This window comes from Tenacibaculum discolor (assembly GCF_003664185.1).
Lineage (GTDB): Bacteria > Bacteroidota > Bacteroidia > Flavobacteriales > Flavobacteriaceae > Polaribacter > Polaribacter discolor.
In genome coordinates, this window is the sequence record NZ_RCCS01000004.1 from 242794 (window position 1) to 269394 (window position 26601).

Below are 26601 nucleotides of genomic sequence, written 5' to 3' on the forward strand. Positions count from 1 at the left end.
TTTACTTTATTAAATAATTAATAATGGTACTTTGTGTATAATAAGTTACTTCTGATGTAATCATATTCGTTTGAAACTTCAACTGTAATTCTTGAATATCTAACACATCGTTAAAATCTATGGCTCCTGTTTCATAACTTTTCACCAAAATTTGCTCTGCATTTCTTGCTTGCTCTAAATTTTTAAGTTGTGTTCGGTAATTTATTACGGATGCATTTCTATCCGAAACTGCTCTGTATAACACAGATTCTAACGTATTATATCGTTGTTCTTTTTGCGATAGAATCTCCTCTTGCTGTAACTTGTTTTGTTTGCTTATAGATTTATTTTTCTTATTGAAAATAGGAATTGATAATGATACCATTGGCATGATGATATCCTTACCGTTATCTACCACATTCATATCAGTGCGCTTTTCAACATTAACATAATCAAGCCCAAAACCTATCATAGGTTGTTTCTCTTTTTGGTTTAAGAATTCTGACTTTTCTACAGAAGCATACAACTTATCAAACTTCACCAGCTCTGGGTGTAATTTTAAGATACTTGGTTGTATTTTATCTACTTTGGTTGGAATTTGTAGGCTATCAACGACTGAAATTTGTGTGTTAATATCCTGATTCAACAGTTTATTAAATGCTTTTTGCATTCCTAAAAAAACTTCCCGTAACACTTCCTTTTGTTGTGCTAATTCGTTTTGTCTTATTTGCAACCTTAACACATCTACTGCAGAAGCTTTTCCTACTTCAACAGAAGTTAACGCTAACTTTTCATACGTTTTAAGTAATGCTATATTTTCGTCTAATACTTTTTGTTTTGCTTTAACCTCATAAAGTTTATAATACGACTGCGCTACTGATGTTACTAGTTTACGTTTTACGACTACGATATCCTGATAAGCTGCATCAGCTAATGAAGACACATAGTTTTCTCGTGCTGTTATGGTTCCAAAAAAAGGAATCATTTGCTTTACAGATAGTTTAAACCTCTGCGGCCCTGTACGTGTTTCTGGTGTACTCACAAAATATCCTGCTCCAAACTCGGTATTAGGCAATGTATTTACCTCTTCTTTTTTCTCTGAAATACGCTTGTACTTAATATCAAACTGTTGTACTTCTGGATTGTTTTCTAAAGCTGTCTCAATATATTCCTGTAGGTTTTGTCCTTGTATTGTAAAAGCAAAAAACACAGAAGCTAGAAATAAGGTTGCTTTTTTATTATTTATTTTAAAACTCATCTCTTTTCGTTTTTCGTTTTAATAAAAATTCTTCACGCCAACTATACAGTACTGGTACAATAAAATACGAAGTCACATCTATAATCATTCCTCCAAAAGCAGGAATAGCCATTGGAATCATAATATCACTACCTCTTCCAGTTGAAGTTAATACTGGCAACAAGGCTAAAATGGTGGTTGCCGTTGTCATTAAACATGCTCTAATACGTTTGTTTCCTCCATGTAATGCAGATGCTCGAATAGCTTCAATTGTTTGAGGTTTATCTCTATTAAATGTTTGTGTTAAATAGGTAGCCATTACTACACCATCATCGGTTGCAATTCCGAATAATGCGATAAATCCTACCCAAACAGCAACACTTAAATTTATTGGATGCATTTGAAATAATTCTCTCAAGTTTTCTCCAAATACACTAAAATTCAAGAACCAATCTTGTCCGTATAACCACATCATTATAAATCCACCTGCAAAAGCTACAGTAATTCCTGTGAATACCATTAATGAAGTAGCTACTGAACGGAACTGAAAATACAGTATTAAAAAGATAATCATCAACGCCAATGGCACTACTACTGATAGTGTTTTTTCTGCTCTTAATTGGTTTTCATAAGTTCCTGTAAACTGATATGATATTCCTTTTGGAACAGTTAGCTCTCCTGAATCTATTTTTTGTTGAATTACTTTTTGAGCTGCTTCTACCACGTTTACCTCAGCAAAACCATCTAACTTATCAAACAATACATATCCGATTAAAAAAGTATCTTCACTCTTAATCATCTGTGGTCCTTGCTCATAACGAATTGTTGCTAATTCGCTTAATGGAATTGGCGATCCTTTAGCTACTGGTACATAAATATTTTCTAAGTCAGTTGGAGATGAACGTAGTTCTCTTGGGTAACGAACTCGAATTCCGTAACGCTCTCTTCCTTCTACTGTTTGCGATAACTGCATCCCTCCTACTGCCACTTTCAATACATCTTGTACCGTTTGAATAGCTATTCCGTAGCGTGCCAATTTTTCTCTATTAATATCAATTAATAAATACGGTTTCCCTACAATTCTATCAGCAAAAACTGCTTCTTTTTTAACTCCTTCAACCTCTTTTAAAATTCCTTCGAGTTCTACTCCAAAAACCTCAATTTGTTTTAAGTCTTGTCCTTTTACTTTAATTCCCATTGGAGCTCTCATTCCTGTTTGCAGCATTACCAATCGAGTTTCTATAGGTTGTAATTTAGGTGCAGACGTTACTCCTGGTAACTTGGTAACTTTTACTATTTCGTTCCAAATATCATTTGGTGACTTGATGTTTGGTCGCCAATTACGATAAAACTCACCATCTTCATCTTCTATTAATTCATTTGATGAAACCTCATAAAAAACAACTTCTGATGTCTTATCTGTCAAACTTGGGTTCGCTACCGTTTTACCGTTTTTCAACAGAAACAATCCATCCTCATTTACCCTATAACGTTGACGTTCTCCATCAGAATTTAACGCATATTCTGGCTTGTAGTTAATCACATTCTCATACATTGATAAAGGAGCTGGATCTAGTGCTGAATCAGTTCTTCCTGCTTTACCTACAACCGTTGCTATCTCTGGAATATTAGCAACTGCCATATCTAATTGCTGTAATACACGTTTGTTTTCTTCCACCCCTGAATGCGGCATAGAGGTCGGCATTAATAAAAATGACCCTTCGTTTAGCGAAGGCATAAACTCTTTTCCTGTGTTTTTAAAAATTAGGAATCCACAAGTTAATACTGTTAACGGGATAGTTAAAAACAGTAATTTGTTGTTCAACGCCCATTGCAATATATGATTGTAATATTTTTGCAGTAAGCTAAAAAAGCCTAACAAACCGAAACAAATAAGTGCTACAAATAAAAGATTGGTAAAAATACTTTTATCTACTCCTAAAGGTCTCCAGTATTCTGCTAACAAACCAACAATTGCTAATGCAGATATAACAATATTGATCGTATTAACAGGCAGTGTAAAATTATAGTTGGAAAACGAAAAATGAATTGTAGTTTTTCCTGAATAATTACTCCAAAATTGTATAGCTCCAAAGGCTATTAATACAATTCCTAACCAATACCCATAAAAAACAGCAGTAATACCTAATGCTACTAAAACTCCATTTACAATGTATTTAAAGTTCTTTTTCAACTCCTTTTTCTTAAATAAAACAGCTGCAAATGGCGGTATTAAAAACAATGCTACCACAATAGCTGCTATTAAAGCGAAGGTTTTGGTAAATGCTAGTGGACGGAATAGTTTTCCTTCTGCGCCAATCATGGTAAATACTGGAATAAAACTGATAATCGTAGTCATTACCGCAGTTACAATTGCTCCAGAAACTTCTGCTGTTGCATTGTAAACTAATGTGTTTATCGGTAATTTATTCTCGTCTTTTTCTAAGTGACTTATGATGTTTTCGGAGAGTATGACTCCCACATCTACCATGGTTCCAATAGCAATAGCAATTCCTGATAAGGCTACAATATTTGCATCAACTCCAAAGGCTTTCATTGCAATAAAAACCATCAATACTGCCACTGGTAATAATCCTGATATTAACACGGAAGCTCGTAAATTGAAAACCATCACTACGATTACCAAAATAGTGATTAATATTTCTAGCGTAAGAGCCTCGTTCAACGTATCTAAAGTTTCATGAATTAACTCAGTACGGTCATAAAAAGGAACAATTGTTAATTGAGAAGTTCTACCGTCTTTGAGCTTTTTACTTGGTAATCCTGAACTCAACTCATTAATCTTTTCCTTTACATTGGTGATTACTTCTAAAGGATTTGCTCCATAACGAGCTACCACTACACCTCCTACTACCTCAGCCCCTTCTTTATCTAAAATCCCTCTACGAGGTTCTGCTCCTAACGATACTTTTGCAATGTCTTTTACTCGTATTGAAGTATAATTTTTAGCTGTAACTACAGCATTTTCAATATCTGCTATAGACTTTACATATCCTAAACCACGGACTAAATATTCTGCTTGATTTATTTCTATAGTTTGTGCTCCAATATCTTGATTACTTTGCTTTACTGCTGCTACAATTTGCTGTAAACTGATATTATATTGACGCATCAACTCTGGTTTTACGTCTATTTGATATTCTTGAACATAACCTCCTATTGAGCTTACTTCAGACACACCATTTGCAGACGAAAGTGCATATTTTACATAGTAATCTTGTACACTACGTAATTCATGTAAATCCCAACCTCCAGTGACATTACCATCTTCATCACGTCCTTCAAGTGTATACCAAAAAATCTGCCCCAATCCAGTGGCATCTGGCCCTAATGAAGGACTTACTCCTTCTGGTAGTAAATTACTTGGTAATGAATTTAACTTTTCAAGAATTCGAGAACGACTCCAATAAAAATCTACTCCTTCATCAAAAATGACATAGATACTTGAAAGTCCAAACATAGAAGAACTACGGATGGTTTTTACTCCAGAAATCCCTAATAAAGATGTTGTTAATGGGTATGTTATTTGGTCTTCTATATCTTGCGGAGATTGTCCGTCCCACTTTGTAAAAACAATTTGTTGATTTTCTCCAATATCTGGTATGGCATCAACTGCTACAGGATCGTTTGGTAAAAAACCTGTATCTAAATTAAATGGTGCATTTACAGTTCCCCATCCTACAAATAAAACGAGTAATATAACTGCGACCAGTTTGTTTTCTATTAAGAATTTGATGCTTTTGTTTAGCATAAAAAATGATTTTTAAACAATTAAACATTGATGTTGAAAAACATCGAATACGACAAATCATCCTATTGAAATTCTCAAAAGGACAAATAGTTATTGTTTAAAAATCATATTAAATATACTTCATCAAGTACATGAATATCCTTGATGACCAGTGGAGGTGCATAATCTTTAAAAGGAATCACTTTATTGTGAATACCTTCAAATAAATTAATATAGCTATAGTAAAATGAAGCTATAAAAACTTGTTGGTCAAAAGACAGTTGATCAAAAGATGTAATCTTTAAAGTATCTTGACCTTCAATTACTGAAGCCACATCTTGACAACAGTTCTTTTTCATTACTGAACAGTCTTCAGATTTTGTTTCTTGCTTCATATCCATTCCACAAGATTCAGCCTTTACAAAATAACTTGTACCTACTAACATGTCTCCACAAAAGTGACTGTTAACAGTAAATGACATTGTAGATAATAACACTACAAAAGCCATTAAAATAGATGCTATTTTATGAAACGCTTTTTTCATTTTACACTACAAAAGTACAAAATTTTAATTTTCAAAAACTTAAACAATCCTTAAAACCATTTTTTGTATTTAAAATATCCTAACATGATTATCACTGTTAGTAATATAACACCCCACATTACAAAGTACCCACTACGATACTTAAGTTCAGGGATATACTCGAAATTTGTTCCATAAATCCCCGCTATAAAAGTAATAGGAATAAATACTACTGAAAATATGGTTAGTATTTTCATAATATCATTCAAACGATTATTTACGTTCGTTGAATATACTGTAAGTTGCTCACTCAACATACTTTTATAGTTTTCAACTGAATCATAACTTCGTTGGACCAAATCGTTTAAATCATTAAAAAATGGTTGTTCTTTTTTTGTTATTAATTCTGTTTTTAATGCTCTAAAACTATTTATTGCCTCACGAGCTGGTCTTATTGCTTTTCTAAAGTAGTTAAGTTCTATTTTGTATCTATTAATTTCTTGTAGTGTATTTTTATTGGGTTGTAATAAAATTTTATCTTCTAAATATTCTACTTTCTCACCGAAAGTTTCCATTAAAAAATTGTAATTATCTACAATTACATCTAATAAGCAATACTTTAAATATGTTACACTATAATTTCGTACCCTTCCTTTTTTATGACGTAATCTTTCTCTAATTGACTCAAAAATATCTCCTTGCTTTTCTTGAAAAGTAATTAGTACATTTTGTAATAAGTACATAGATATTTGCTCTGCTTCAAGCTTATGGTTTTCTTTATTTAAAAACAGCATTTTAATACTCGTAAAAATATAATGCTCTTCAATATCTACTCTAGGTCTTTGATCGGTATTTACAATATCTTCAAGAACAAGTGTATGAATATCAAATAACTCACCAATTTCTCCAACTAACTCAACATCGTGTAATCCGTCTATATTAATCCAAAGTTTTTTATACTTTCCAATATAGCTTTTGAGTTCGTTTATATCTTTTAGCTCTACTTCTATAAATTCATTTTCATCATATCCTATTAATCGTATTCTTGTATTCTCTTCTTTTTGATTTCCAACAAAAACGGGGCTTCCAGGAATTACATTTTTAGTATTTTTTTGTTTGGTTATAAACCTTGTCATCTGTTTAGTTATACGAGATTAAATAATTTGTAAAGTCTGGCTAAAATTATGAGTTCTGATTTATTTTTTCTTGCATAAGAGCTAGAAATTTCATGTGATGCTGCTAATAAATCGTGAATTACATTTTTTGAGAACTCTTCTTTATGTGCTAAGTAATATTCTTTAAAGCTTTCATAAGCTGTTTCTGATGTTACTTTTTCTTTTATCAGTTCTCTTAACGTTTCGTATATCAACTCACTATCTGATTTATTTTCTGATGTTGACCAATTTTTTTCTACTCTTTTAACAATACTCTTTTTCTCTTCTACGGTCATGTTTTTATCGGCCATAGAAACTGCATAAAACAAATTCGCTATGCTTTTATAAAATTCTTCAGTAAACTTCATAATTAACTTATTTCGGGTAAAATTAACATTGGTATTTTACTATGAAAAGCTGACTTTTTTATCACATTTTCTTCTAACAAACGGTTAAAAAAGTTGTATTTATGGTTTATTAACACCAACAACTCGCTATCGTTTTCTTTAATATGTTTTTCAACTGTTAATGTTTCAGAGCCTTCCCAATCTATTTTTTTATACGTAACATTTACATCTTGTAACAACTCTCTTAATTTCACTTTATTTCTTTGTTGATTCTCAGATAAAAAGTTCTCTTCAGATAAGCTCACAACCTCCAATATACATCTCTTGATTGTGGTTAAATTAATTAAAAACTGTAGCTCTTTTGCTGTAAACAATCTTTTATAATTTGTTGAAAACACAATTTGATGTAATGGCTTATACTTGTAATTCATAGGAACTACTAGTATTGGACACCTATTAACTACATTAATCATTTTCATAGTATTAGTACCAATAAAAGTTTCTGCTAAACTTTTGGCTCCTTTTGTACCTGCAATTACTATATCAATACTCTTTTCTTCAATTGTTTTAGTAACTGCTTTTGTTAATGAATTTGACTCTACAACATACTCATAATTAAAACTAGTATTCTCTCTTCTTAACACTTCAATTAAATACTTTAATTCATCTTCAATTTCATTATCCATTTCATTAAACCATTTCTCATTTTCTTGATCACTCAATAATTCTGAGGGCTGACTTATATACACATCTAATAAGTAAATAGTTACCTCAACATCTTTAAATAGTTGTTTTGTGTAATTTAAAGCATTAATAGCTGCTTCTGAAAAATTATAGGGTATTAAAACATTCTTCATAACGACATATAATTATGATTTTCAATCAAATATAATTTTTTATTTCCAGATTATATTTACAAAACCAGAAGTATATTTGTATAAAAAACATAATAATGAAAAATCGTTTTCTAGAGTTATCCATATACAACCCATTTTTACAATTTTTGCTTTTAACAGCTTCGTTATTTTTTTTAATTTATATAACAAAAAAATTAACTAGGTCTTATATTGTAAAAAATGCTATTGAACCTCATAGAAGAAAATTAATTTTAAACATAAGTTATTTTTTATACTACACCTTAGCCTTATTCATTTCATTAATCATTTTTGGTATAAACTTTAAAGAAGTAATTGTTTTTGCTTCTTCAATACTCGCAGTATTAGGAGTCGGTTTTTTTGCTCAATGGTCTATTTTATCAAACCTTACAGCTAGCATTATCCTGTTTTTTTATCACCCTATGCGTATAGGAGATACTATAAAAATCATAGACAAAGACTTCGATTTACAAGGTGTTGTAAAAAACATAACTGGATTTTATGTTTTACTGTATATGCCAGAAGAAAAAAGAGAAATTACTATACCTAATACGACTATTTTATACAAAGGAATAGAGCTAATAAAGAAACAAAAAACAATATAAACTACTAAAGTTCAATTCATTAAAAAAAACAAAAAAAAGTTTGTTGTATTAAAAAATAGTTTACATTTACCACATCTTATTACATAAGTCAAAATGTTATGTTTTACTTATTTCGGCAATAACTTCTACGGGAAGATAGTGAGTTATTTAGTGTTTGAGAAACACAACCGAAACATTAAGGTTTCTTCCTACTTTCAATACTCTCTACCACTGAATTTTTATAAACAGTGCGGTGATTGCTTAGCTTTAAGAGTCTAACTATTCATTTTATTTTGGTTTAACATCTTGTTGTAAAACAACAACAAAGCCTTGTTATACAATTTATTTAAAAAAGTTTTGGTGTATGCCTCAACTGCTTTTTGAATGACTTTCTGTACCCAACATACAGATACAACTAAAATAATAATGAATACTAAATATAAAGACTTAATAGAACAAACGTTTGATTTTCCACAAGCGGAATTTCATACAGAAAACAATAATTTATTTTTTCACAACATTGATATGATGGAATTAGTGAAGCAATACGGAGCACCGCTAAAATTCACTTATTTACCTAAAATATCAGAAAACATAAACAAAGCTAAAAACTGGTTTCATAAAGCTATTGAAAAGCATAATTATCAAGGTAGTTACAATTATAGTTATTGTACCAAAAGCTCACACTTTAAATATGTTTTAAATGAAGCTTTAAAAAATGATATACATATTGAAACATCGTCTGCTTTTGATATAGATATTGTAAAATCACTAAAAAAAGAAGGAAAATTAAGTGATGATGCTTATGTATTGTGCAATGGTTTTAAGCGCGATCAATACATTGCTAATATTGTTAGTTTAATTGATGGTGGACACACAAATTGCATACCGATAATAGACAATTATGAGGAGTTAAATTTATTACTAGACGAAACTAGGAGTAAATTTAATGTAGGAATTCGTATAGCTTCTGAAGAAGAACCTAAGTTTGAATTTTATACTAGCCGTTTGGGAATTGGTTATAAAAATATTGTATCCTTTTATGAACGTGAAATAGCTAATAATCCGCAAGTAGAGTTAAAGATGTTACACTTCTTTATCAATACAGGAATTAGAGATAATGCCTATTACTGGAACGAATTATTAAAGTGTTTACGAGTGTATACAAAACTTAAAAAAGTATGTCCAAGTTTAGATAGTTTAAATATAGGAGGAGGTTTCCCTATTAAAAACTCATTAGCGTTTGATTACGATTATGAGTATATGGTAGACGAAATCATCAACCAAATAAATCTTGCTTGTAAAGAAGCTGGTGTAGAAGTTCCTAACATTTTTACTGAGTTTGGAAGTTTTACTGTAGGAGAATCAGGAGGAGCTGTGTATGAAGTGTTATACCAAAAAAAACAAAATGATCGTGAAAAATGGAATATGATTAATTCATCTTTCATTACCACCTTACCTGATTCTTGGGCTATAAACAAACGCTTTATCATGCTTCCTCTTAACAAATGGAATCATAGATACGAACGTGTTTTATTAGGAGGTTTAACCTGCGATAGCGACGATTATTACAACTCAGAGCAGCATGTAAACGGAATTTATTTACCTGTATACGAAAAAGAGAGTCCTTTATATGTAGGCTTTTTCAATACAGGAGCATACCAAGAAACTATTGGTGGTTTTGGCGGATTACAACACTGTTTAATCCCAACTCCAAAACACATATTAATTGACATAAACGAAAATGGTGATTTAACCACCAAACTATTTAAAGAACAACAAAAAAGTGAAGAACTATTATCTATTTTAGGATACTAGTAAAAAAATATCAAAATGAAAAAAAGAAATTACGCAGGAATACCTGACCAATACGCAAAACTAGAAAACGCGAAAGTAGTACTTATACCTGTTCCTTACGATGGAACTAGTACTTGGCAAAAAGGAGCTGATAAAGGGCCAGAAGCTTTTTTAGATGCTTCTGAAAACATGGAGTTATACGATATAGAAACTGATAGTGAAGTATACAAAGAAGGTGTTTATTTAGCTGATGCTGTTACTGAAGATTCTTCTCCTGAAGCTATGGTAGAAGCTGTACATGCAACAACAAAAAAATTCATCAATAAAAATAAGTTTGTAACTCTTTTTGGTGGAGAACATTCAATTTCAATAGGAACAATTCGTGCTTTTAACGAATGTTTTAACAACCTTACTGTTTTACATATTGATGCACATGCCGATTTACGTAAAGAATATGAAGGTAGCTCTTGCAATCATGCTTGTGCTGTATACGAAGCGAGTCAAAATACCAATTTAGTACAAGTAGGTATTCGCAGTATGGACATATCAGAAAAGTCTTCTATGAATATGGATAAAGTCTTTTTTGCACACGATATGGCTGTAAATGAATACTGGATGGATGAAGTTATTGATCAATTAACTGGTAATGTTTTTATCACATTTGATTTAGATGCTATAGATCCTTCGTTATTACCAAGTACTGGAACACCTGAACCAGGAGGATTATTTTACTATGAAACTCTAGAGTTTTTAAAGAGAGTGTTTACTGAAAGAAACGTAGTTGGTTTTGATATTGTAGAGTTATGCCCTAACGAGAATGAGAAATCTTCAGACTTTTTAGCAGCTAAATTATACTATAAAATGTTAAGCTATAAATTTTCTTCTACTATGGAAGACGAAGAAGATTATGGTAATGATGATAGTTCACCGTTTAACAAATTAGCAAAATTTAAAAACGACGACGACGATTATTAAAATGCATTTACAATCAGTTGCATATCATCTTGAAAAACGAATAGCACTAAGTGCTATTCGCTCACAGTTTGAATCGTATGAATTAATAAAAAGAGAGCATTCTTTTTTATTATATAAAATTACTGACAACTCATACATCTATGTTAAAGATTATGGAAGTGTTGTTTTTATGAACTGTACGGACAATTTAATTAATCAAATTGTTAGTTTTTTAATCAATAAAGAAAGTTCAAACGTCAACAACTTGCCCTCAGAAAAATACAACATCACTTTTTCTGATACCATAGAAGTTGATTTTGGAACTATTCAAATTAAAAATTTAAACGATGATGTAGCACATATTATCATGCTCAACCTAGCACAATCAGTAGCATTGATGAATTATGTAAATAAAACATCTGATTTACACGATAAAACATTAGTGTATTCGAAGCAATTAGAAAAAACTGGAAGTTTTAAACTTTCTAAAATTCAAATGCGGAAATTTATTGGTAAAACCATGAATTTAAAGAACAACATTGCTGAAAACCTATTTGTTTTTGACTCGCCAGATGTTGCTTGGAATAATAAAGACTTGTCTAATTTAGACTATAAGTTGAAAGATGAATTAGACATTATAAAACGTCATCAAGGAATAGAAAATAGTTTAAACGTAATTAAAGAAAATTTAGATTTATTCAATGATATACTACAGCATAAATACAGTAGCATGCTAGAATGGATTATCATAATCCTCATTCTTTTTGAAGTAGTACAAGTAATTGTTGAAAAATCAATTTAACAAAATAAAAAAATGAACAAACCTATAACCAATTTTATAGAAAAATACTTTTTACACTTTAACGCAGCAGCATTAGTAGATGCTGCCAAAGGGTATGAAGCACAACTAGAACAAGGCTCTAAAATGTTAGTGTCATTAGCAGGAGCTATGAGTACAGCTGAGTTAGGTAAAATTTTCGCTGAAATGATTCGTCAAGATAAAGTGCATATCATTTCTTGTACTGGAGCAAATCTTGAAGAAGATATTATGAACCTAGTTGCTCACTCACATTATAAAAGAGTACCAAACTATCGTGATTTAACACCACAAGAAGAATGGGACTTATTATTAAAAGGATTAAACCGTGTTACCGATACTTGCATTCCTGAAGAGGAGGCTTTTAGACGTTTACAAAAACATATTTTTAAAATTTGGAAAGATGCAGAAGAAGCTGGTGAGCGTTATCTTCCACATGAATTTATGTACAAGCTTTTATTATCAGGAGTTTTAGAAGAGTATTATGAAATCGACTTGAAAGATTCATGGATGTATGCTGCTGCAGAAAAGAATTTACCAATTGTTGTTCCTGGATGGGAAGACAGCACAATGGGAAATATTTTTGCTTCTTATGTAGTAAAAGGAGAATTAAAAGCTTCTACTATGAAGTCAGGTATTGAATATATGACTTTCTTAGCTGATTGGTATACTGAAAACTCAGAAAACGGAATTGGGTTTTTCCAAATTGGAGGTGGAATCGCTGGAGATTTTCCTATTTGTGTAGTACCAATGTTGTATCAAGATTTAGAGAGAGAAGACACTCCTTTCTGGAGTTATTTCTGTCAAATTTCAGATTCAACTACAAGCTACGGATCATATTCAGGAGCTGTTCCTAATGAAAAGATTACATGGGGTAAATTAGATATTGATACTCCAAAGTTTATTATAGAAAGTGATGCAACTATTGTTGCTCCATTAATATTTGCTTATTTATTAAAAATGTAACCTTATGAAAAGAGTTATTGTAGACTATGCTAAGTTAACTACTGATATTTTAGATTTATTAGTAGAAAGGTATCCTGATGGATATGATCATTCTGATATTATTTCCTTTAAAAATAGTAAAGGAGAAACAGTAAAAGCTGTAGAAGTAAATACTGAAGACACGCTTTTTTTAGTGAAAATAAGTTCTCAGTTACAACAATCTATGGAAGATCATGAAACTGACGATGAAGATAACGATGATACTTTTGATGAGATCGAAATAACTGGTGATTTTGATAATGAATAAATAGTAAACCGTATTTAAACCATGGCTTATTATAACTCACAACAAACGGTTACATTAGTCGGCGTTTATCAAGGATACACAAACGGCTATTATGTTTTTGAATTAGAAAATGGAGATATTATTGACTTTGAACAAATCAATAAAAAGAATCTTGAACATTTAGATTTAAAGTCTTCATCTCTAAAAAATAAAAGTTTTGAAATTACGTATAAAGAAATTTTTGATGATGTAGATGATGAAGATCTTGTAATTTTTAAGTTAGAAAACTTACAACCACTTTAAAAAACAAATCCCATTCTAAAGAGAATGGGATTTTACTTTTTATAATATACTTAGTATCGATTTATACTGATCTAAATCTATCTTACCACTAAAAACCTTTGTGGTTTTAGAGATTATCTCCTCTGCTCTTTCTTGTGAAAAACCAAGCTGAATAGCATATCTCAAAATTAATTTTAACTCAGCCTCATCTATTTCATGATCTGAATAAATTATTTTAAATAAATCTAGTAAACGCTCTAGCCTATCATCAGTTTTTGCTTGCGGTACTACTGGATATTTTTTCGAGTTTTCAACTATCTCTTTGTACTCTGCTTCCGTAATGTCTAATTTTCTAGCAAAACGATTCACTAATTTTTCTTCATCTTCATTTAAATCGCCATCAATAATAGCAAGATTAACAATAGCACTAAAGTGAGCTACATTATTTCTATGCTTACTTGACTCGTATAAATCTACAATACTCATAATTATTCTATTTTTTTTATTGATTGTAAAACAGGGGTTTCAATTTCATCGTCTGATACCTTATAATCGTACGTGATTTCAAATTTCTGTTCTACAAATTTATCATCTTTTAAGTTATAAATTTTTAATATTTTCTCTGATATAGTTTCAAAAGTAATTACATCTTCGTCTCCCTCTTCATCTTCAAACGAAAAAGTATAACCATACTCATCATAACCTTGAAAAACTGCTACAGTCTTTATAGGGTCTATAAGTTTGCTTTGTTTAATTGTAAAAGCCAAACCTGCCCCGATAAATAATACAAAAACTGTTTTTATAATTGTACTTTTCATTTTCTTTAAAATTTTAATTAATAAACCTTTGTCTTGGATATTAACCACAACAAGTCCAAGTTTCTTTTAGCAAAAACCAGCTTTTAGTTATGCTCGTGGTATCTAAAGAAAATGATGCTACATAGGCTTTCGTTATTACTGTTTCACCTATATAAAGATACATTATTTTTTACTCATTTTTACACGGTGTAAATTATTTTTAGTTAAAAAAACTCAATAAAAAAGACCTTAAACTTACGCTTAAGGCCTTTTCGTCTAACCAAACTTAGTATAAAAACTAACTACTACTATTTTTAATCCTTTAAAAACTTCTCTTTGTAAGCTTTAAGCAGAAAAGAGAAGTTTTGTATTTAAAGGGTAATATTTTTAATGAAATTGTATTCTTTTCTTCTGCCTACATTATTATGACACCATTATTTTTAATTGGTCACCTAAAAACATAAAAAAAACTCAAAAAAGTTTTTGAGTTTTTAATACAAGTATTTTCTAAGTACTATTCTGTGTCCTGGTATAGATTTATCGTAGTTTTCAACCAACAATTCTAATATTTCTGGAGGTTCTTTTCCTATACCCTTTTTTGAGCTGTATTTTGATACGTACAAGTTATATTGTGAATCTTTCTTTTCAAAAATTAAAAAATGCTCTTTGTTAAGTTCCGAAAAGCTTATTTCATTTTCTTGAAACGTTCCTGAGCCATCTTTAAAAAATTCTGAAAATTCGTAATACCTAAAAATGTTCTCCATTCTTACACTATCTCTGCTGATAAACCTAACTCTAATAACTTAGAGCATCTTGGTTCTAAATCTTTATACTCTCCTGTCTTAACCGAGCATTTCCCTTTATAATGCACTAAAATAGTACATTGCTCTGCTTGCTCTAATGTATGATCACATACGGTTACAAGACTATCAATTACAAAATCAAAGGTATTTACATCATCATTATGTAAAACAATTTCATGCTTTCTTGTTTCATTTAATAAAACATCAAGCTCTTCTTGAATTTTTTCTATCGTACTCATTTGTTTTATTTTTGATACTGCAAAGCTACCCAATTATTTCTTTTTATGGTATCTTTTAATGTTAAACTGTACTTAGACACCTCATTATCAATAACTGGAATATCTTCACTATAAAATCCGCTTAATAATAAAACTCCTTTTTCAGTTAAACAATTTGTATACGTTTGCATATCATTTAGTAAAATATTACGATTGATATTTGCTATTATAACATCATACCTTTTTCCTTCTAAAAGTGACGCATCTCCTTCATAAACTGAAATATGCTTACAATTGTTTCTTTCTACATTTTCTAATGAGTTTTCGTAACACCAAGCATCAATATCAATAGCATCAATAGGCTGTGCTCCTTTCATTTCAGCAAAAATTGCTAAAATCCCTGTTCCACATCCCATGTCTAAAACTTTTTTATCAGTTACATCTAAATTAATTAAATGTTGCACCATCATGTGTGTAGTTTCATGATGCCCTGTACCAAAACTCATTTTTGGTTCAATAACAATATCGTATGGCAAATTCGGGTTCTCATGAAACGGAGCTCTAATGCTTACCAAATCATCTACTTGAATAGGATTGAAGTTCTTTTCCCATTCCGCATTCCAATTAGTTTGTTCTATTTCTTTATGCTCGTATTGAATTGAAAATTCTTCTGATTTCAACACAAAAACATCTTCTAAAATAGTTTCGCTCCAATCATCTTTTTGAATATACGCTACTACCCCTTTTTCGTTTTCAACAAAACTTTCAAAACCTAAAGACCCCAATTCAGCTATTAAAATTTCTGTAGTTGGTTCTTTTGGTGTTACTTCAAAAGTATATTCTATATAAATATTATCCATTAAATTGATTTAATTATTGCTGCAAAATCTTCAGCTTTTAATGCTGCTCCACCTATTAAACCTCCATCTACATCTGGTTTAGAAAAAATTTCTTTAGCATTTGCAGGCTTTACACTTCCTCCGTATAAAATTGAAATAGCATTGGCTGTTTCTACTCCATACTTTTTTGTTAAAAGCTCTCTTACAAAAGCATGTATTTCTTGCGCTTGCTCAGGCGAAGCTGTTTCTCCTGTACCAATTGCCCAAACTGGTTCGTACGCTAAAATAATATTTTTAAAATCAGCTTCTTGAAGATGAAACAACGCTTTTTTAAGTTGGTTTTCAACTACTTTAAAGTGATTTCCAGACTTTCTATCTTCTAACAATTCTCCAAAACAAAAAACAACTTCTAATTTGTTTTCTAAAGCAGCATCTACCTTTTGAGCTAATAACTCATCAGTTTCACCAAAATATTCTCTACGTTCAGAGTGTCCTAAAATTACTATGTTGACACCTAAATTCGTTAACATATCTGCAGAAATCTCTCCTGTATACGCTCCACTTTTAGATTGATGCATGTTTTGTGCGGCAACCTCTACAACCGAATCTTCAGTGTTTTTAACTGCTGATTGTAAGTTTACAAAACTAGGAGCAATTATTACTCTAGTACCATCTTCTAAACCAGCTTGTACTTCTTTCTTTATTCCCTCGATTAATTCTTTTGCTTCATCAAGGTTTTTATTCATCTTCCAGTTACCTGCAACTATTTTTTGTCTCACGTGTATTATTTTTTCTGGTTATTGATTTTGTGTTTGCAAAATTACATTTTTTCTAGGCTTTGACGAATTAATTTATCTGTGGCTTTTGTTGCATCAAAAACAATTATTTTTCCATTTTCGTCTATAACTAAAAATCTTGGTATCCAATCTAAACCTAAAAACTTACCAAACTTGCCTTCCCATCCTGATTCTATAAAATAATGTTCTCCTTTTATATTTAGGCGTTCAATACCATTTTTCCAATCAGTCTTATTTCTATCTAAGGATAAAAAAATATATGTAGCTCCTGCGTAATCTTCTTGTACCTTCTGTACTTCAGGAATACTTTTTAAACAGTCTGGACACCAAGAAGCCCAAATATCTATTAATATCTTACTTCCTTTGTATTTTTCTAAGATTTTACTGAATGAAACCTCTTCTCCTTCTAAAGAAGTAAAAACATCCTCTAACGCTTCTGTAGAGAAATGACCTGGAGCTTCTTTTGAACAACCAAATAAGGTTAATCCAATAAAAGCTACTATTATTATTTTCATGCTATTGTACTTTGTTTTGGAGCTTATCTGACACTTTAGATGATTTATACACGCTAATATTTCCTTCTTCATCAATAATCAAAAATCGTGGAATTGTTTTTAGTTTTAAAAACTCACCAAGCGCTCCTTTTCCTTTTTTTTGAATGTAATAGTGTTGACCTTTTACAGGAATACTTTCTAAACCTCTTTTCCAATCATGATATGAATGATCTACTGATAGAAAAATATAAGCAAGCTCTGGATTTTTCTTCTGAAAATTGAGTACATCTTTAAAACTACGTTGACTGTAAGGACAGTAAGTTGCAAATATTTGTACAAATATCTTTTTGCCTTTATTTTTCTCTAAAACTTCTTTAAATAAAATTGGTTTTCTATCTAAAGTCAGTAATTCTTCATTTAGAGGTTCAAACGTAAATTCTTTTGGTTGAAATACAGCACAACTTGATAAAAAAACTATGGTAATCAGTAAAAAAAATGTTCTCATCTATTGTAATCTTATTCGAGGGTCTAACCAACTATATAATATATCTACTAAAATATTTATGATTATAAATAATGTAGCAACTACTAAAACAGCTCCCATAATTACTGGTAAATCAAGCGTGTTTAACGAGTTTACTATTTCTTTTCCTAATCCGTTCCAATTAAAAATATACTCTACAAAAACTGCTCCAGCCAGCATCGAAGCAAACCATCCTGATATTGCTGTTATTACTGGGTTTAATGAGTTTTTCAACGCATGTTTTTTTATTACTTGATACATTGTTAGTCCTTTTGCCTTTGCTGTTCGAATGTAATCTTGACTTAAGGTTTCTAACAACGAATTACGCATTAACTGTATAACTACTGCAAGCGGACGAATTCCCAGTACTATTGCTGGTAATATTAAATTTTTCCATTGAATATGCATTCCTTCACCAAAATCATCAACTTCATACAAACTTCCCGTCATTTCTAAATGTGTATATTTATTCAACACAAACCCAAAAAACCAAGCAAACAATATAGCTGAGAAAAAAGAAGGTATACTCATTCCCAAAGTACTTACGACAGCTATAAGTCTATCAAAAAAAGTGTCTTTAAATAAGGCTGAAAATATTCCTAATATGATCCCTAAAAACAGTGCTATTGTTATTGCTACTATAGCTAAAATTGCAGTATTTGGTAAGGTCTCTTTAATTACTTCAGAAACATTTTTACCATTCTTTTGGAAAGATTGACGCAAATACGGAGTTTTCATGACCACCTCTTTATTCCCTAAAGAAAATAATGATTGAGCATTGTATTTTCCTTCAGATAAAAAAGTATAGTTCTCTTTGTTTTTACTATGGAACGATAATGGTGATACATCATTCAAATAATATAAGTATTGTGTAAACACAGGTTTATCAAACCCATATTTCTTTCGGATATTTTGTAATTGCTCAGTATCTTCTCGTTGATCTAACATCATACGAGCTGGATCTCCTGGTAAGATATTAAACAATAAAAAAATTACTGTTACCACCCCAAACAGTGTTAAGAATCCGTAAAAAATTTTGTTGATGATATATTGAAACATATGTAACAAAGATAACAGAAACTGCTAAATTTATGTACTTTTGCCTAACTTTTACAACAACACATGACAACACAACAACTTGTATCTGAAATCCAAAAAAAGAAATCATTTTTATGCATTGGGTTAGATGTTGATTTAGACAAAATTCCAGCACATTTACTTCAAGAGGAAGATCCTATTTTTGCCTTTAACAAAGCTATTATTGATGCTACACATCATCTTTGTGTAGCCTATAAACCTAACACTGCTTTTTATGAAGCATATGGTATTAAGGGATGGAAATCTCTTAAAAGAACGATTAATTACTTAAACGAAAAACATCCTGAAATTTTCACAATTGCTGATGCTAAACGGGGTGATATTGGTAACACCTCAACTATGTATGCAAAAGCTTTTTTTGAAGATTTAGCTTTTGATTCAGTAACTGTTGCACCGTATATGGGTAAAGATTCTGTTGAACCTTTTTTAGCTTTTAAAGATAAACATACTATTATGTTGGCGTTAACTTCTAACCAAGGTGCCTCTGATTTTCAAACAAAAACAGTTGATGGTAAAGAGTTATACAAACAGGTTATTGAAACTTCTAAATCTTGGAAAAATTCTCAAAACCTGATGTATGTCGTGGGAGCTACCAAGGCTGAATATTTAGCTGATATCAGAAAGATTATTCCTGAAAGCTTTTTATTAGTTCCTGGTGTAGGTGCTCAAGGAGGAAGCCTAGAAGAGGTTTGCAAATACGGAATGACTGATACTGTAGGTCTACTAATTAATTCTTCTCGTGGAATTATTTATGCTTCTAACGGAAATGATTTTGCTAAAGCTGCAGCTACAAAAGCTGGAGAACTACAAAAGCAAATGGAAACTATTTTAAAATAAAAAAGTCAAGGTTAATGACTCCCTGACTTTATAATTAATTCAAATAATTACACCAATGAAAACAAAGTTGGTATAAGTTGGCACAAATGTATTAAGCTCAACTCTTCGTTATTATAACTTTGATTTGAATTGCCTTTTTTTTGAATTGAAAAACAATTTCTTTAATATGAAAAGGGCTGAGTTTTAAAACTCAGCCCTTTCTTTTTTAGGGGAATGTCTAAATACTACTTAAGTAATGGATTTGAATCCACTGCTCTTGTAGGGTATGGTAAAATATAAGAAGTTTTTCCTTCTAATTTTAAATCTTGCCATCTAGTCCACTCAAAAGACATTTCTAAACGTCTTTCTTCTGCTAATGTTAATGAAGACTTTCTTGCTGCTTGTAATTCATCTAACCTAGCAGTGTTACCCGCTTCTGCAGAAATTAAATACATCTCAGCAATTCTAGAAACTAATAAATCTGAATTTCTTTCTGATTTATATTTTTTAGAGTAAACATAGCCTCCATTATCTTCTTTACCTTCAAAATCAAACAGAATTCTACGAGTATCTTCATCTTTTACCAATTCAGTTAAATCATCTGCAGCTGCAAAACAGTTCCAATCACTTGCATCAGGACTCATTATCCATCCCCACCAGCCAGCTGCTTCTGCTTTATTTCCTTTAAACATAAAGATTACTTCTGAGTCTCTTTCTAGAGGGTTTACAGCTAAAGAAAACTTTCCTGAATTAATTAACTCTTCAGCTTCTATACCTGCCGCTGCAATATTTCCTTGAATTCTATAAACTCTTGCTAAAAGAGCTGATGCTGCTTCTTTAGTAGGTGTCTTTTGACTTTCTAACAGACTAAATCCATTAAAGCTTATGCTATTTGCTTTAGCATATTTCAAGTCTTCAACAATAAAGTTTAACACATCTTCTTTTGAAGAAGGAGCTATTGGAGTTCTGTCATAAGTTTCATCAACTAAAGGAACTCTTTCATATAAATCAAATAATCTTAAATAACTTAAAGCTCTATTATAGCGTGCAGCCGCTTTTTGAGCTTCATTTGCTGTAGATACTTTTAAAATAGCATTAGCTCTAAAAATACCTGCATAATATCCTGAATAGAAATACCCTAGCAAGATATCTGAAGCAGGAACTGTATGCTCATAGAGATTTTTTACTTGGGGCCACTGAAACTTTACAGGTTTGTAATTATCCCCCATGATTTCAGTATTTATGATAGAGAAATAACCATATCCATTAGGGTGTCTCATTTTCTGATACAACCCTGTTAATAATACATCTACATCTTCAGTTGCTAAATCTGTATCAGCTGACAAAGATACTTCAGAAGGAATATCTAACTGATTACTACATGAAGAGATTATCATTGTGAATACTCCAACAAAAAGTATTTTTGAAATTTTTTTAATCATGTTTTGTTTTTTAAAATTTAACATTTAATCCTACTAAGAATGATTTAACATTAGGAATACCTCCTAAATCAACTCCTGCTTGAATTTTACTTCCATCTGTTTTGTCTTGACTACTTTCAGCTGACTGATCTACATAATTTGTTTCAGGGTCTGTTCCTGAATACTTAGTAAAAGTAAATGGGTTTCTTACTTGAGCATAAAGCCTTAAGCTTTTGATAAATTTAACATCTGAATCTTTTAAGAAAGAAAAATTATACCCCAAAGTAATATCAGAAATTCTTAAGTAATCTGCATCTTCTAAGAATCTGCTAGACCTTTTCATGTTCCAGTCAGAAATAACTGAAGATAAATGAGGTCTAGGATTAGATGCATTTGTATTTGTTGGGGTCCAATAGTCTAACATTTCTGTTAACATATTATTTGAATATGCTGGTGCTCCAACAGAACCTCCATTTAATAACCTTTCTTTGAAAGCTGTATATACTTTTTTACCAATAGAATATTGTCCGCTGATCCCTAAATCAAAGCTTTTATACTCTACAGTTGTATTGAAACCTCCATACATAGGAGCTATTCCTCCTTCAAATACTTTTCTATCCGCATCGGAAATTTGTCCATCATGATTACGGTCAACATAAATCATATCTCCAGCTGCAACAGTATGTCCATCAGTTCCATCTGCTTTTTTATATGTATAGGCTTCTGAAGCAACACCTGCTGATTCTAATAAAAAGAATGAACCTAAAGGGCTTCCCTCTTTAACTACCGATACAAAACCTGTTTCATATTGACCTGTTTCAGACCCTACTTTTAATACTTCGTTTTTATTATATGAGAAGTTCCCACCAAAGTTCCATCTAAAATCATCTTTCTCTATAATTCTTGCGTTTAAGTTTACTTCAAAACCTTTATTTGAAATATTTCCAACATTTGCTAGCATGGTTCCAAAACCACTTTCTTGAGAAACATTAATTCTACTTAAAAGATCTTGAGTTTCTTTTTCATAGTAATCAAAATTAACATCTAACTTATTAAACAATGTAACATCTAGACCTATATTAAAAGCTTCTCCTTTTTCCCATTTTAAGTTTTCGTTAAAAATCTCATCTGCAGCTAATCCTGGGGCTTGATCATAATTATATCCTGATTCTAATAAGTTTTGTCCAGAAGCATACGAAATCCCTGTTTGGTTACCAGTGTAACCGAAAGAAGCTCTTACTTTTAATTCAGTAATAGCTGGTACATTAAAGAACTTTTCGTTAGAAATAGTCCAACCCATAGATGCAGCTGGAAAACTCCCCCATCTATTCTCTTTTGTAAACTTCGATGAGCCATCATATCTTGTCGATATCATGAAGTGATATTTAGAATCCCAAGATAATTGTAATCTTGTAAAGTATGATTCTAATGCCATAGCTTTAATAAAGCTACGTCCTTTATTAATCTCTCCTGCAGAGTACAACCAATTTAAATCACTTGAAGGAAACTTTTCTCCTGCAACATAAGAATCTTCATAATCCCATTGTTGAAAAGAGTGACCTCCCAATAGCGTTAACTTTAACTTATCGTTTGCAAATCTATCAGTGTAAGTTACAGTATTTTCAATTAAGTAATCTCTATTGTTTGCTGTACTATAATAACCGTATCCTATAGTCTCGCCATCTCCGTTTAAACCTCTTCTTGTATTAGGAGCATCGTATCTGTTATATCTATTATTTCTAATGTTTCCACTAAAGGCTGAACGCCATACCACGCTTTCTATAGGTGTTACATCTAAAAATAATGTCCCTCCTAAGTTTTGCCACTTATCCGTTACTTGTCTTTCAAAAGCAAATAAAGGGTTTGTAAAACTATGAATAGCTGCTTTTCCATCTGCACCATAAGGATTTACATCTGGTCTTGCTCCTAATGCGTTTGAATATGGTTGATACGTACTATTATCATCTGCTATTGGAGTTGATTCAGAGTAAGAAAAGAAAGAATTAACCCCAAACTTTACATAGTCATTCATCTTTTGCTCAACATTTAATTTAATACGTCCTACTTTATAATTATCTTCCTTAATAATTCCTTCTTGATCAAATAAAGAAGCTGATAAATATGCTCTCGTATTTTCCCCTCCTCCTGAAATGCTAAACTGATGTCTTTTAACAGCTGCATTATCTCTTAGCACTAACTTTAGCCAATCTATATTATATGGACTTGAAGGCAATGGAGTTAGTTCCGTTGGATCCTTAGGTCCGTTTAACACCCCTAAAGCTATATCTTGTTCGTAATTAACTCTTGCTACATCTAAAACATTCTTATACTGAGTAGCATTTAATAATTCTGGTCTTTTAATAATATTTTGAAAGCCATAAGAGGTATTAACAGAAACTGATATACCTTGTTGGTAACCACCTCTATTCGTTTCTATTAACACAACTCCATTTGAAGCTCTAGATCCATAAATTGCTGTTGAAGCTGCATCTTTTAAAATACTGATACTTTTAATATCTTCAGGAGAAATACCTGACATATCTTCCTGAGGAACACCATCAATAACATATAAAGCACTGTTAGATGCACTTAAAGAACCATTACCTCTAATACTAATTTGAGTAGCGTCACCAGCCCTACCTCCAGTACTTACAATTTGTAAACCTGAGGTTTTTCCTTGTAAAGCTTGTGTTACATTTGCTACTGGTTTATCTTGTAATTGTTCTACACCTATAGTTGCTACTGATCCTGTTAAATCTTTCTTAGAAGTTGATCCATATCCTACAACTACAATTTCATCTAATACATTAGTATCTTCTTTCATTAAAATATTTAGTTCTGAAGCTGTTCCCACAGTTTTTTCAGTTACTTGCATTCCAACGAAACTAAAAACTAAAATATCTCCTGTCTTTGCTTTTAATGAATACTTACCATCAAAGTCTGTTTCAGTACCTATGGTCGTACCCTTTAAAATTACATTTACACCAGGTAAAGGTCCTGCACTATCAGACACCACTCCAGTGATTTTTTTCTCCTGTGCACTCATATTCAGTAAAAAACCAAAAAAGAAGAATACACAGATTACATTTTTCCAATGTAGATTCATAAATTATTAAATTTTTATTAATTAACAGTTGTAAATCTAAAGGCTATAAGTTTTTGCTAACACTCATTTGAAGTTAACAACCTTTAATTTGATGTGAAAAAACAATTTTAAGAAGTCAACAACACTCTCATTAAAAACAGTCAAATATTAATTAATGTTAACTTTTTAAAAAACCTTTATTTTTATTGGTTTCATGAGCTGTTCTTCATTATTTTCGCCGCTCGTTTTTATTTAAACAACAAATAAACAAATCCCTTCTATTTAATAATTATAGTCAGTATTATAAGTTTCAACAAACAGCTTAATTTTTAATATTTATTTAACTAAACTTTAATAAATCAAAAGTTAGGGTACCTCCTAATTTTAACTGTTATAGCTGTTGGAAAACAAAATGCAAATGAAAGTATCAATTTTAATTATTGACAATGAAAAAACTGCTCGATCTAGATTTAAAAAACTAGTAAGCAATTATAATTTTATAGAAATTGTTGGTGAATGTTCAGATGGTTTAGACGCTATAGAAAAAATCAACACCTTATCTCCTGATGTTGTTTATCTTGATACTAAGATCAATAATATGACGGGATTTGATATTATTGAAAAAATAACCTTACCAAAAAAACCTATTTTTATCTTCACTGCCTCTTCTAACGAGCATGCTGTAAAAGCCTTTGATTATTTTGCTTTTGACTACCTTTTAAAACCTCTAGAAGAAGATAGATTTTATGCTTCTATTAAAAAGGTAATAGATTATAAAAAAATAGAAAAACTTTCTAGTTTAGATAACATCTTAGATCTTGTAAAAGAAAAAACTCCAATTGAAATGCCTGTAAAAGGAACTAAGATTAATATTAAATCTGGGAACAAAATAATTTTCTTAGAACGAAACAATATCAAGTATATATCTGCCTCAGGTTATTATGTAGAAATTTTTACTACAGACAACAAAAAGTATTTACTACGTGAATCTTTATCAAGTATAATTAAAAGATTAAACTCTAATCTTTTTGTTAGAATCCATAGATCTACTATAATCAATTCTAATTTTATTGATGAGATTATCACTTCCAATTATGGTGAAACAGATGTAAAAATTAACGATAATAAAACTTTTAGAGTAAGCAAGAGTTATAAAAAAGATTTCCAAGAACTAATGGGAGTTAAATAATAACTCTTTACTTTTCTGAATCCTTATTTTTGCTTAATGAGTATTGATAAAAAATACAAAAGAATAATTTCATTAGTCCCAAGTCAAACAGAACTTTTAATTGATTTGGGACTTGAAGAAAATATCGTTGGAGTAACCAAATTCTGTACCCATCCAGAACATCTTGTAAGAACCAAAACTATTGTTGGAGGGACAAAAAATATAAAAATTGATAGAATTAAAAATCTTCAACCTGATATTATCTTGTGTAATAAAGAAGAAAATACTAAAGAAATAGTTGAAGCCTGTCAACAAATAGCATTTACACATGTCTCTGATATTTTTACACTTACCGATTCCTTAGAATTAATTTCTTTATACGGAAGTTTTTTTGAGAAGCAAGTTGAAGCTAAAAAAATGATTAACAAATTAGAGTCAAAGATAATCGACTTTAAAAAGTTTATTGAAAATAAAAAAAGTAGAAAAGTAGCTTATTTTATTTGGAGAAATCCTTGGATGGTTGCAGCAAGTAATACATTTATAAACCACCTGTTAGAATTAAACAAGTTTGACAATGTTTATGCTAACGCAAAAAGGTATCCAGAAGTTAACATAAAAGATATTCTTAAGAAAAAACCAGAATTAATTTTACTTTCTTCTGAACCTTTTCCTTTCAAAGAAAAACACATTACTGAAATTAAAGAATATACCAGTAACTCAACGCCTATATTAGTTGACGGTGAATACTTCTCTTGGTACGGTAGCAGACTGTTAAAAGCTTTTGATTACTTTAAGGAATTACACAGCAGGACTTGACATGTCTTCATCTAAATATTTTATTCTATTTAGCTTTTCTAATATCTTCATTGCTTTAAATGCTGAGCGATCACTTTTACACTCATCTTCATATTTATAATCGTTAGCTGTCTCAACCAATCTACGATATCTCTCTTCAAGATGTTTTCTATATCTACGTAATTGATTAATTCTTGACATTTCTAATTGGGTTA

At 30.8% G+C, this 26601-nt stretch carries 28 protein-coding genes; 10 read left to right on the forward strand and 18 right to left on the reverse strand.

The window, feature by feature from the left end; all coding sequences use genetic code 11:
* Nucleotide 1 precedes the first annotated feature (1 nt).
* The 6 genes from C8N27_RS01615 to C8N27_RS01640 all read right to left on the reverse strand — a co-directional run bounded on the left by C8N27_RS01615 (nucleotide 2) and on the right by C8N27_RS01640 (nucleotide 7849).
* Nucleotides 2-1237: a TolC family protein gene (locus tag C8N27_RS01615; protein WP_121146023.1), complete on the reverse strand. Its 1236-nt coding sequence runs from the start codon at nucleotides 1235-1237 to the stop codon at nucleotides 2-4.
* Nucleotides 1227-4988, reverse strand: a complete 3762-nt coding sequence (locus tag C8N27_RS01620; RefSeq protein ID WP_121146025.1) for an efflux RND transporter permease subunit — start codon at nucleotides 4986-4988, stop codon at nucleotides 1227-1229. The genes C8N27_RS01615 and C8N27_RS01620 overlap by 11 nt, the downstream gene beginning before the upstream one ends.
* A 104-nt stretch (nucleotides 4989-5092) precedes the next feature.
* Entirely contained in the window at nucleotides 5093-5512 is a 420-nt protein-coding gene (locus tag C8N27_RS01625; RefSeq protein ID WP_099216036.1) for an HYC_CC_PP family protein, read from the reverse strand.
* A 50-nt stretch (nucleotides 5513-5562) separates the two neighbouring features.
* Complete coding sequence (corA, locus tag C8N27_RS01630) at nucleotides 5563-6627, reverse strand: magnesium/cobalt transporter CorA (RefSeq protein WP_099216035.1); 1065 nt, start codon at nucleotides 6625-6627, stop codon at nucleotides 5563-5565.
* 8 nt (nucleotides 6628-6635) lie between these two features.
* Nucleotides 6636-7013: a hypothetical protein gene (locus C8N27_RS01635; RefSeq protein ID WP_099216034.1), complete on the reverse strand. Its 378-nt coding sequence runs from the start codon at nucleotides 7011-7013 to the stop codon at nucleotides 6636-6638.
* A gap of 2 nt (nucleotides 7014-7015) precedes the next feature.
* Complete coding sequence (locus C8N27_RS01640; RefSeq protein ID WP_099216033.1) at nucleotides 7016-7849, reverse strand: universal stress protein; 834 nt, start codon at nucleotides 7847-7849, stop codon at nucleotides 7016-7018.
* Between the two features lie 95 nt (nucleotides 7850-7944).
* Here C8N27_RS01640 and C8N27_RS01645 point away from each other — a divergent pair, with 95 nt between their 5' ends.
* From C8N27_RS01645 to C8N27_RS01675, 7 genes are all read left to right on the forward strand, one after another.
* Nucleotides 7945-8472 carry a mechanosensitive ion channel domain-containing protein gene (locus C8N27_RS01645; protein ID WP_121146027.1) on the forward strand — a complete coding sequence of 176 codons (528 nt, stop codon included), beginning with the start codon at nucleotides 7945-7947 and terminating at the stop codon, nucleotides 8470-8472.
* Nucleotides 8473-8877: 405 nt separating this feature from the next.
* Nucleotides 8878-10269: an arginine decarboxylase gene (locus C8N27_RS01650; protein ID WP_121146296.1), complete on the forward strand. Its 1392-nt coding sequence runs from the start codon at nucleotides 8878-8880 to the stop codon at nucleotides 10267-10269.
* 15 nt (nucleotides 10270-10284) lie between these two features.
* A complete protein-coding gene (speB, locus tag C8N27_RS01655; protein WP_121146028.1) occupies nucleotides 10285-11223 on the forward strand; it encodes an agmatinase in 939 nt (312 codons plus the stop codon).
* Between the two features lies 1 nt (nucleotide 11224).
* Entirely contained in the window at nucleotides 11225-12004 is a 780-nt protein-coding gene (locus tag C8N27_RS01660) for an RMD1 family protein (RefSeq protein ID WP_121146029.1), read from the forward strand.
* A gap of 12 nt (nucleotides 12005-12016) precedes the next feature.
* Nucleotides 12017-12985 (forward strand): deoxyhypusine synthase family protein, encoded by a 969-nt coding sequence (locus tag C8N27_RS01665; protein ID WP_099216029.1) that lies wholly within the window; start codon nucleotides 12017-12019, stop codon nucleotides 12983-12985.
* Nucleotides 12986-12989: 4 nt separating this feature from the next.
* Entirely contained in the window at nucleotides 12990-13271 is a 282-nt protein-coding gene (locus C8N27_RS01670) for a hypothetical protein (RefSeq protein ID WP_099216028.1), read from the forward strand.
* Nucleotides 13272-13292: 21 nt separating this feature from the next.
* Complete coding sequence (locus C8N27_RS01675) at nucleotides 13293-13553, forward strand: hypothetical protein (protein ID WP_099216027.1); 261 nt, start codon at nucleotides 13293-13295, stop codon at nucleotides 13551-13553.
* A gap of 39 nt (nucleotides 13554-13592) precedes the next feature.
* On the opposite strand, the gene C8N27_RS01680 is transcribed toward C8N27_RS01675, so the two are convergent.
* The 9 genes from C8N27_RS01680 to C8N27_RS01720 form a co-directional block, all read right to left on the reverse strand.
* On the reverse strand, nucleotides 13593-14018 hold the full coding sequence (locus C8N27_RS01680) for a tellurite resistance TerB family protein (protein ID WP_121146030.1): 426 nt from the start codon (nucleotides 14016-14018) through the stop codon (nucleotides 13593-13595).
* 2 nt (nucleotides 14019-14020) lie between these two features.
* Nucleotides 14021-14350: a hypothetical protein gene (locus C8N27_RS01685; RefSeq protein WP_147431693.1), complete on the reverse strand. Its 330-nt coding sequence runs from the start codon at nucleotides 14348-14350 to the stop codon at nucleotides 14021-14023.
* 470 nt (nucleotides 14351-14820) lie between these two features.
* Nucleotides 14821-15093, reverse strand: coding sequence for a hypothetical protein (locus C8N27_RS01690; protein ID WP_121146032.1), 273 nt, complete (start codon nucleotides 15091-15093; stop codon nucleotides 14821-14823).
* A gap of 2 nt (nucleotides 15094-15095) precedes the next feature.
* Nucleotides 15096-15371, reverse strand: a complete 276-nt coding sequence (locus tag C8N27_RS01695) for an ATP-dependent Clp protease adaptor ClpS (protein ID WP_121146033.1) — start codon at nucleotides 15369-15371, stop codon at nucleotides 15096-15098.
* Nucleotides 15372-15376: 5 nt separating this feature from the next.
* Nucleotides 15377-16210, reverse strand: a complete 834-nt coding sequence (gene prmA, locus C8N27_RS01700) for a 50S ribosomal protein L11 methyltransferase (RefSeq protein WP_121146034.1) — start codon at nucleotides 16208-16210, stop codon at nucleotides 15377-15379.
* Nucleotides 16210-16968: a triose-phosphate isomerase gene (gene tpiA, locus C8N27_RS01705; RefSeq protein WP_121146035.1), complete on the reverse strand. Its 759-nt coding sequence runs from the start codon at nucleotides 16966-16968 to the stop codon at nucleotides 16210-16212. The genes prmA and tpiA overlap by 1 nt, the downstream gene beginning before the upstream one ends.
* Before the next feature lie 41 nt (nucleotides 16969-17009).
* Complete coding sequence (locus C8N27_RS01710; RefSeq protein ID WP_167444708.1) at nucleotides 17010-17501, reverse strand: TlpA family protein disulfide reductase; 492 nt, start codon at nucleotides 17499-17501, stop codon at nucleotides 17010-17012.
* 1 nt (nucleotide 17502) lies between these two features.
* Complete coding sequence (locus C8N27_RS01715; RefSeq protein ID WP_121146037.1) at nucleotides 17503-17985, reverse strand: TlpA family protein disulfide reductase; 483 nt, start codon at nucleotides 17983-17985, stop codon at nucleotides 17503-17505.
* Entirely contained in the window at nucleotides 17986-19062 is a 1077-nt protein-coding gene (locus C8N27_RS01720) for an ABC transporter permease (RefSeq protein ID WP_121146038.1), read from the reverse strand.
* A gap of 63 nt (nucleotides 19063-19125) precedes the next feature.
* Here C8N27_RS01720 and pyrF point away from each other — a divergent pair, with 63 nt between their 5' ends.
* On the forward strand, nucleotides 19126-19938 hold the full coding sequence (gene pyrF, locus C8N27_RS01725; protein WP_121146039.1) for an orotidine-5'-phosphate decarboxylase: 813 nt from the start codon (nucleotides 19126-19128) through the stop codon (nucleotides 19936-19938).
* 224 nt (nucleotides 19939-20162) lie between these two features.
* Here the strand turns inward: pyrF and C8N27_RS01730 are convergent, their stop codons facing one another.
* Both C8N27_RS01730 and C8N27_RS01735 read right to left on the reverse strand, forming a co-directional pair.
* Entirely contained in the window at nucleotides 20163-21359 is a 1197-nt protein-coding gene (locus tag C8N27_RS01730) for a RagB/SusD family nutrient uptake outer membrane protein (RefSeq protein ID WP_167444709.1), read from the reverse strand.
* Nucleotides 21360-21369: 10 nt separating this feature from the next.
* The gene (locus C8N27_RS01735; protein ID WP_121146041.1) at nucleotides 21370-24444 is read right to left on the reverse strand and encodes a SusC/RagA family TonB-linked outer membrane protein; all 3075 of its coding nucleotides are present in this window, start codon (nucleotides 24442-24444) and stop codon (nucleotides 21370-21372) included.
* A gap of 397 nt (nucleotides 24445-24841) precedes the next feature.
* On the opposite strand from C8N27_RS01735, the gene C8N27_RS01740 reads away from it, so the two are divergent.
* Nucleotides 24842-25612 carry a LytR/AlgR family response regulator transcription factor gene (locus tag C8N27_RS01740; protein ID WP_167444710.1) on the forward strand — a complete coding sequence of 257 codons (771 nt, stop codon included), beginning with the start codon at nucleotides 24842-24844 and terminating at the stop codon, nucleotides 25610-25612.
* A gap of 36 nt (nucleotides 25613-25648) precedes the next feature.
* Nucleotides 25649-26407: an ABC transporter substrate-binding protein gene (locus tag C8N27_RS01745; RefSeq protein WP_121146043.1), complete on the forward strand. Its 759-nt coding sequence runs from the start codon at nucleotides 25649-25651 to the stop codon at nucleotides 26405-26407.
* Here C8N27_RS01745 and C8N27_RS01750 read toward each other — a convergent pair.
* Nucleotides 26390-26587, reverse strand: a complete 198-nt coding sequence (locus C8N27_RS01750) for a hypothetical protein (RefSeq protein ID WP_028890610.1) — start codon at nucleotides 26585-26587, stop codon at nucleotides 26390-26392. The genes C8N27_RS01745 and C8N27_RS01750 overlap by 18 nt on opposite strands.
* Nucleotides 26588-26601 lie beyond the last annotated feature (14 nt).

Bases quoted from the DNA above. Each gene is read 5' to 3' on its own strand.
- C8N27_RS01615 (WP_121146023.1), bottom strand. From the start codon at position 1,237: ATGAGTTTTAAAATAAATAATAAAAAAGCAACCTTATTTCTAGCTTCT.
- C8N27_RS01620 (WP_121146025.1), bottom strand. From the start codon at position 4,988: ATGCTAAACAAAAGCATCAAATTCTTAATAGAAAACAAACTGGTCGCA.
- C8N27_RS01625 (WP_099216036.1), bottom strand. From the start codon at position 5,512: ATGAAAAAAGCGTTTCATAAAATAGCATCTATTTTAATGGCTTTTGTA.
- corA (WP_099216035.1), bottom strand. From the start codon at position 6,627: ATGACAAGGTTTATAACCAAACAAAAAAATACTAAAAATGTAATTCCT.
- C8N27_RS01635 (WP_099216034.1), bottom strand. From the start codon at position 7,013: ATGAAGTTTACTGAAGAATTTTATAAAAGCATAGCGAATTTGTTTTAT.
- C8N27_RS01640 (WP_099216033.1), bottom strand. From the start codon at position 7,849: ATGAAGAATGTTTTAATACCCTATAATTTTTCAGAAGCAGCTATTAAT.
- C8N27_RS01645 (WP_121146027.1), top strand. From the start codon at position 7,945: ATGAAAAATCGTTTTCTAGAGTTATCCATATACAACCCATTTTTACAA.
- C8N27_RS01650 (WP_121146296.1), top strand. From the start codon at position 8,878: ATGAATACTAAATATAAAGACTTAATAGAACAAACGTTTGATTTTCCA.
- speB (WP_121146028.1), top strand. From the start codon at position 10,285: ATGAAAAAAAGAAATTACGCAGGAATACCTGACCAATACGCAAAACTA.
- C8N27_RS01660 (WP_121146029.1), top strand. From the start codon at position 11,225: ATGCATTTACAATCAGTTGCATATCATCTTGAAAAACGAATAGCACTA.
- C8N27_RS01665 (WP_099216029.1), top strand. From the start codon at position 12,017: ATGAACAAACCTATAACCAATTTTATAGAAAAATACTTTTTACACTTT.
- C8N27_RS01670 (WP_099216028.1), top strand. From the start codon at position 12,990: ATGAAAAGAGTTATTGTAGACTATGCTAAGTTAACTACTGATATTTTA.
- C8N27_RS01675 (WP_099216027.1), top strand. From the start codon at position 13,293: ATGGCTTATTATAACTCACAACAAACGGTTACATTAGTCGGCGTTTAT.
- C8N27_RS01680 (WP_121146030.1), bottom strand. From the start codon at position 14,018: ATGAGTATTGTAGATTTATACGAGTCAAGTAAGCATAGAAATAATGTA.
- C8N27_RS01685 (WP_147431693.1), bottom strand. From the start codon at position 14,350: ATGAAAAGTACAATTATAAAAACAGTTTTTGTATTATTTATCGGGGCA.
- C8N27_RS01690 (WP_121146032.1), bottom strand. From the start codon at position 15,093: ATGGAGAACATTTTTAGGTATTACGAATTTTCAGAATTTTTTAAAGAT.
- C8N27_RS01695 (WP_121146033.1), bottom strand. From the start codon at position 15,371: ATGAGTACGATAGAAAAAATTCAAGAAGAGCTTGATGTTTTATTAAAT.
- prmA (WP_121146034.1), bottom strand. From the start codon at position 16,210: ATGGATAATATTTATATAGAATATACTTTTGAAGTAACACCAAAAGAA.
- C8N27_RS01710 (WP_167444708.1), bottom strand. From the start codon at position 17,501: ATGAAAATAATAATAGTAGCTTTTATTGGATTAACCTTATTTGGTTGT.
- C8N27_RS01715 (WP_121146037.1), bottom strand. From the start codon at position 17,985: ATGAGAACATTTTTTTTACTGATTACCATAGTTTTTTTATCAAGTTGT.
- C8N27_RS01720 (WP_121146038.1), bottom strand. From the start codon at position 19,062: ATGTTTCAATATATCATCAACAAAATTTTTTACGGATTCTTAACACTG.
- pyrF (WP_121146039.1), top strand. From the start codon at position 19,126: ATGACAACACAACAACTTGTATCTGAAATCCAAAAAAAGAAATCATTT.
- C8N27_RS01730 (WP_167444709.1), bottom strand. From the start codon at position 21,359: ATGATTAAAAAAATTTCAAAAATACTTTTTGTTGGAGTATTCACAATG.
- C8N27_RS01735 (WP_121146041.1), bottom strand. From the start codon at position 24,444: ATGAATCTACATTGGAAAAATGTAATCTGTGTATTCTTCTTTTTTGGT.
- C8N27_RS01740 (WP_167444710.1), top strand. From the start codon at position 24,842: ATGAAAGTATCAATTTTAATTATTGACAATGAAAAAACTGCTCGATCT.
- C8N27_RS01745 (WP_121146043.1), top strand. From the start codon at position 25,649: ATGAGTATTGATAAAAAATACAAAAGAATAATTTCATTAGTCCCAAGT.
- C8N27_RS01750 (WP_028890610.1), bottom strand. From the start codon at position 26,587: ATGTCAAGAATTAATCAATTACGTAGATATAGAAAACATCTTGAAGAG.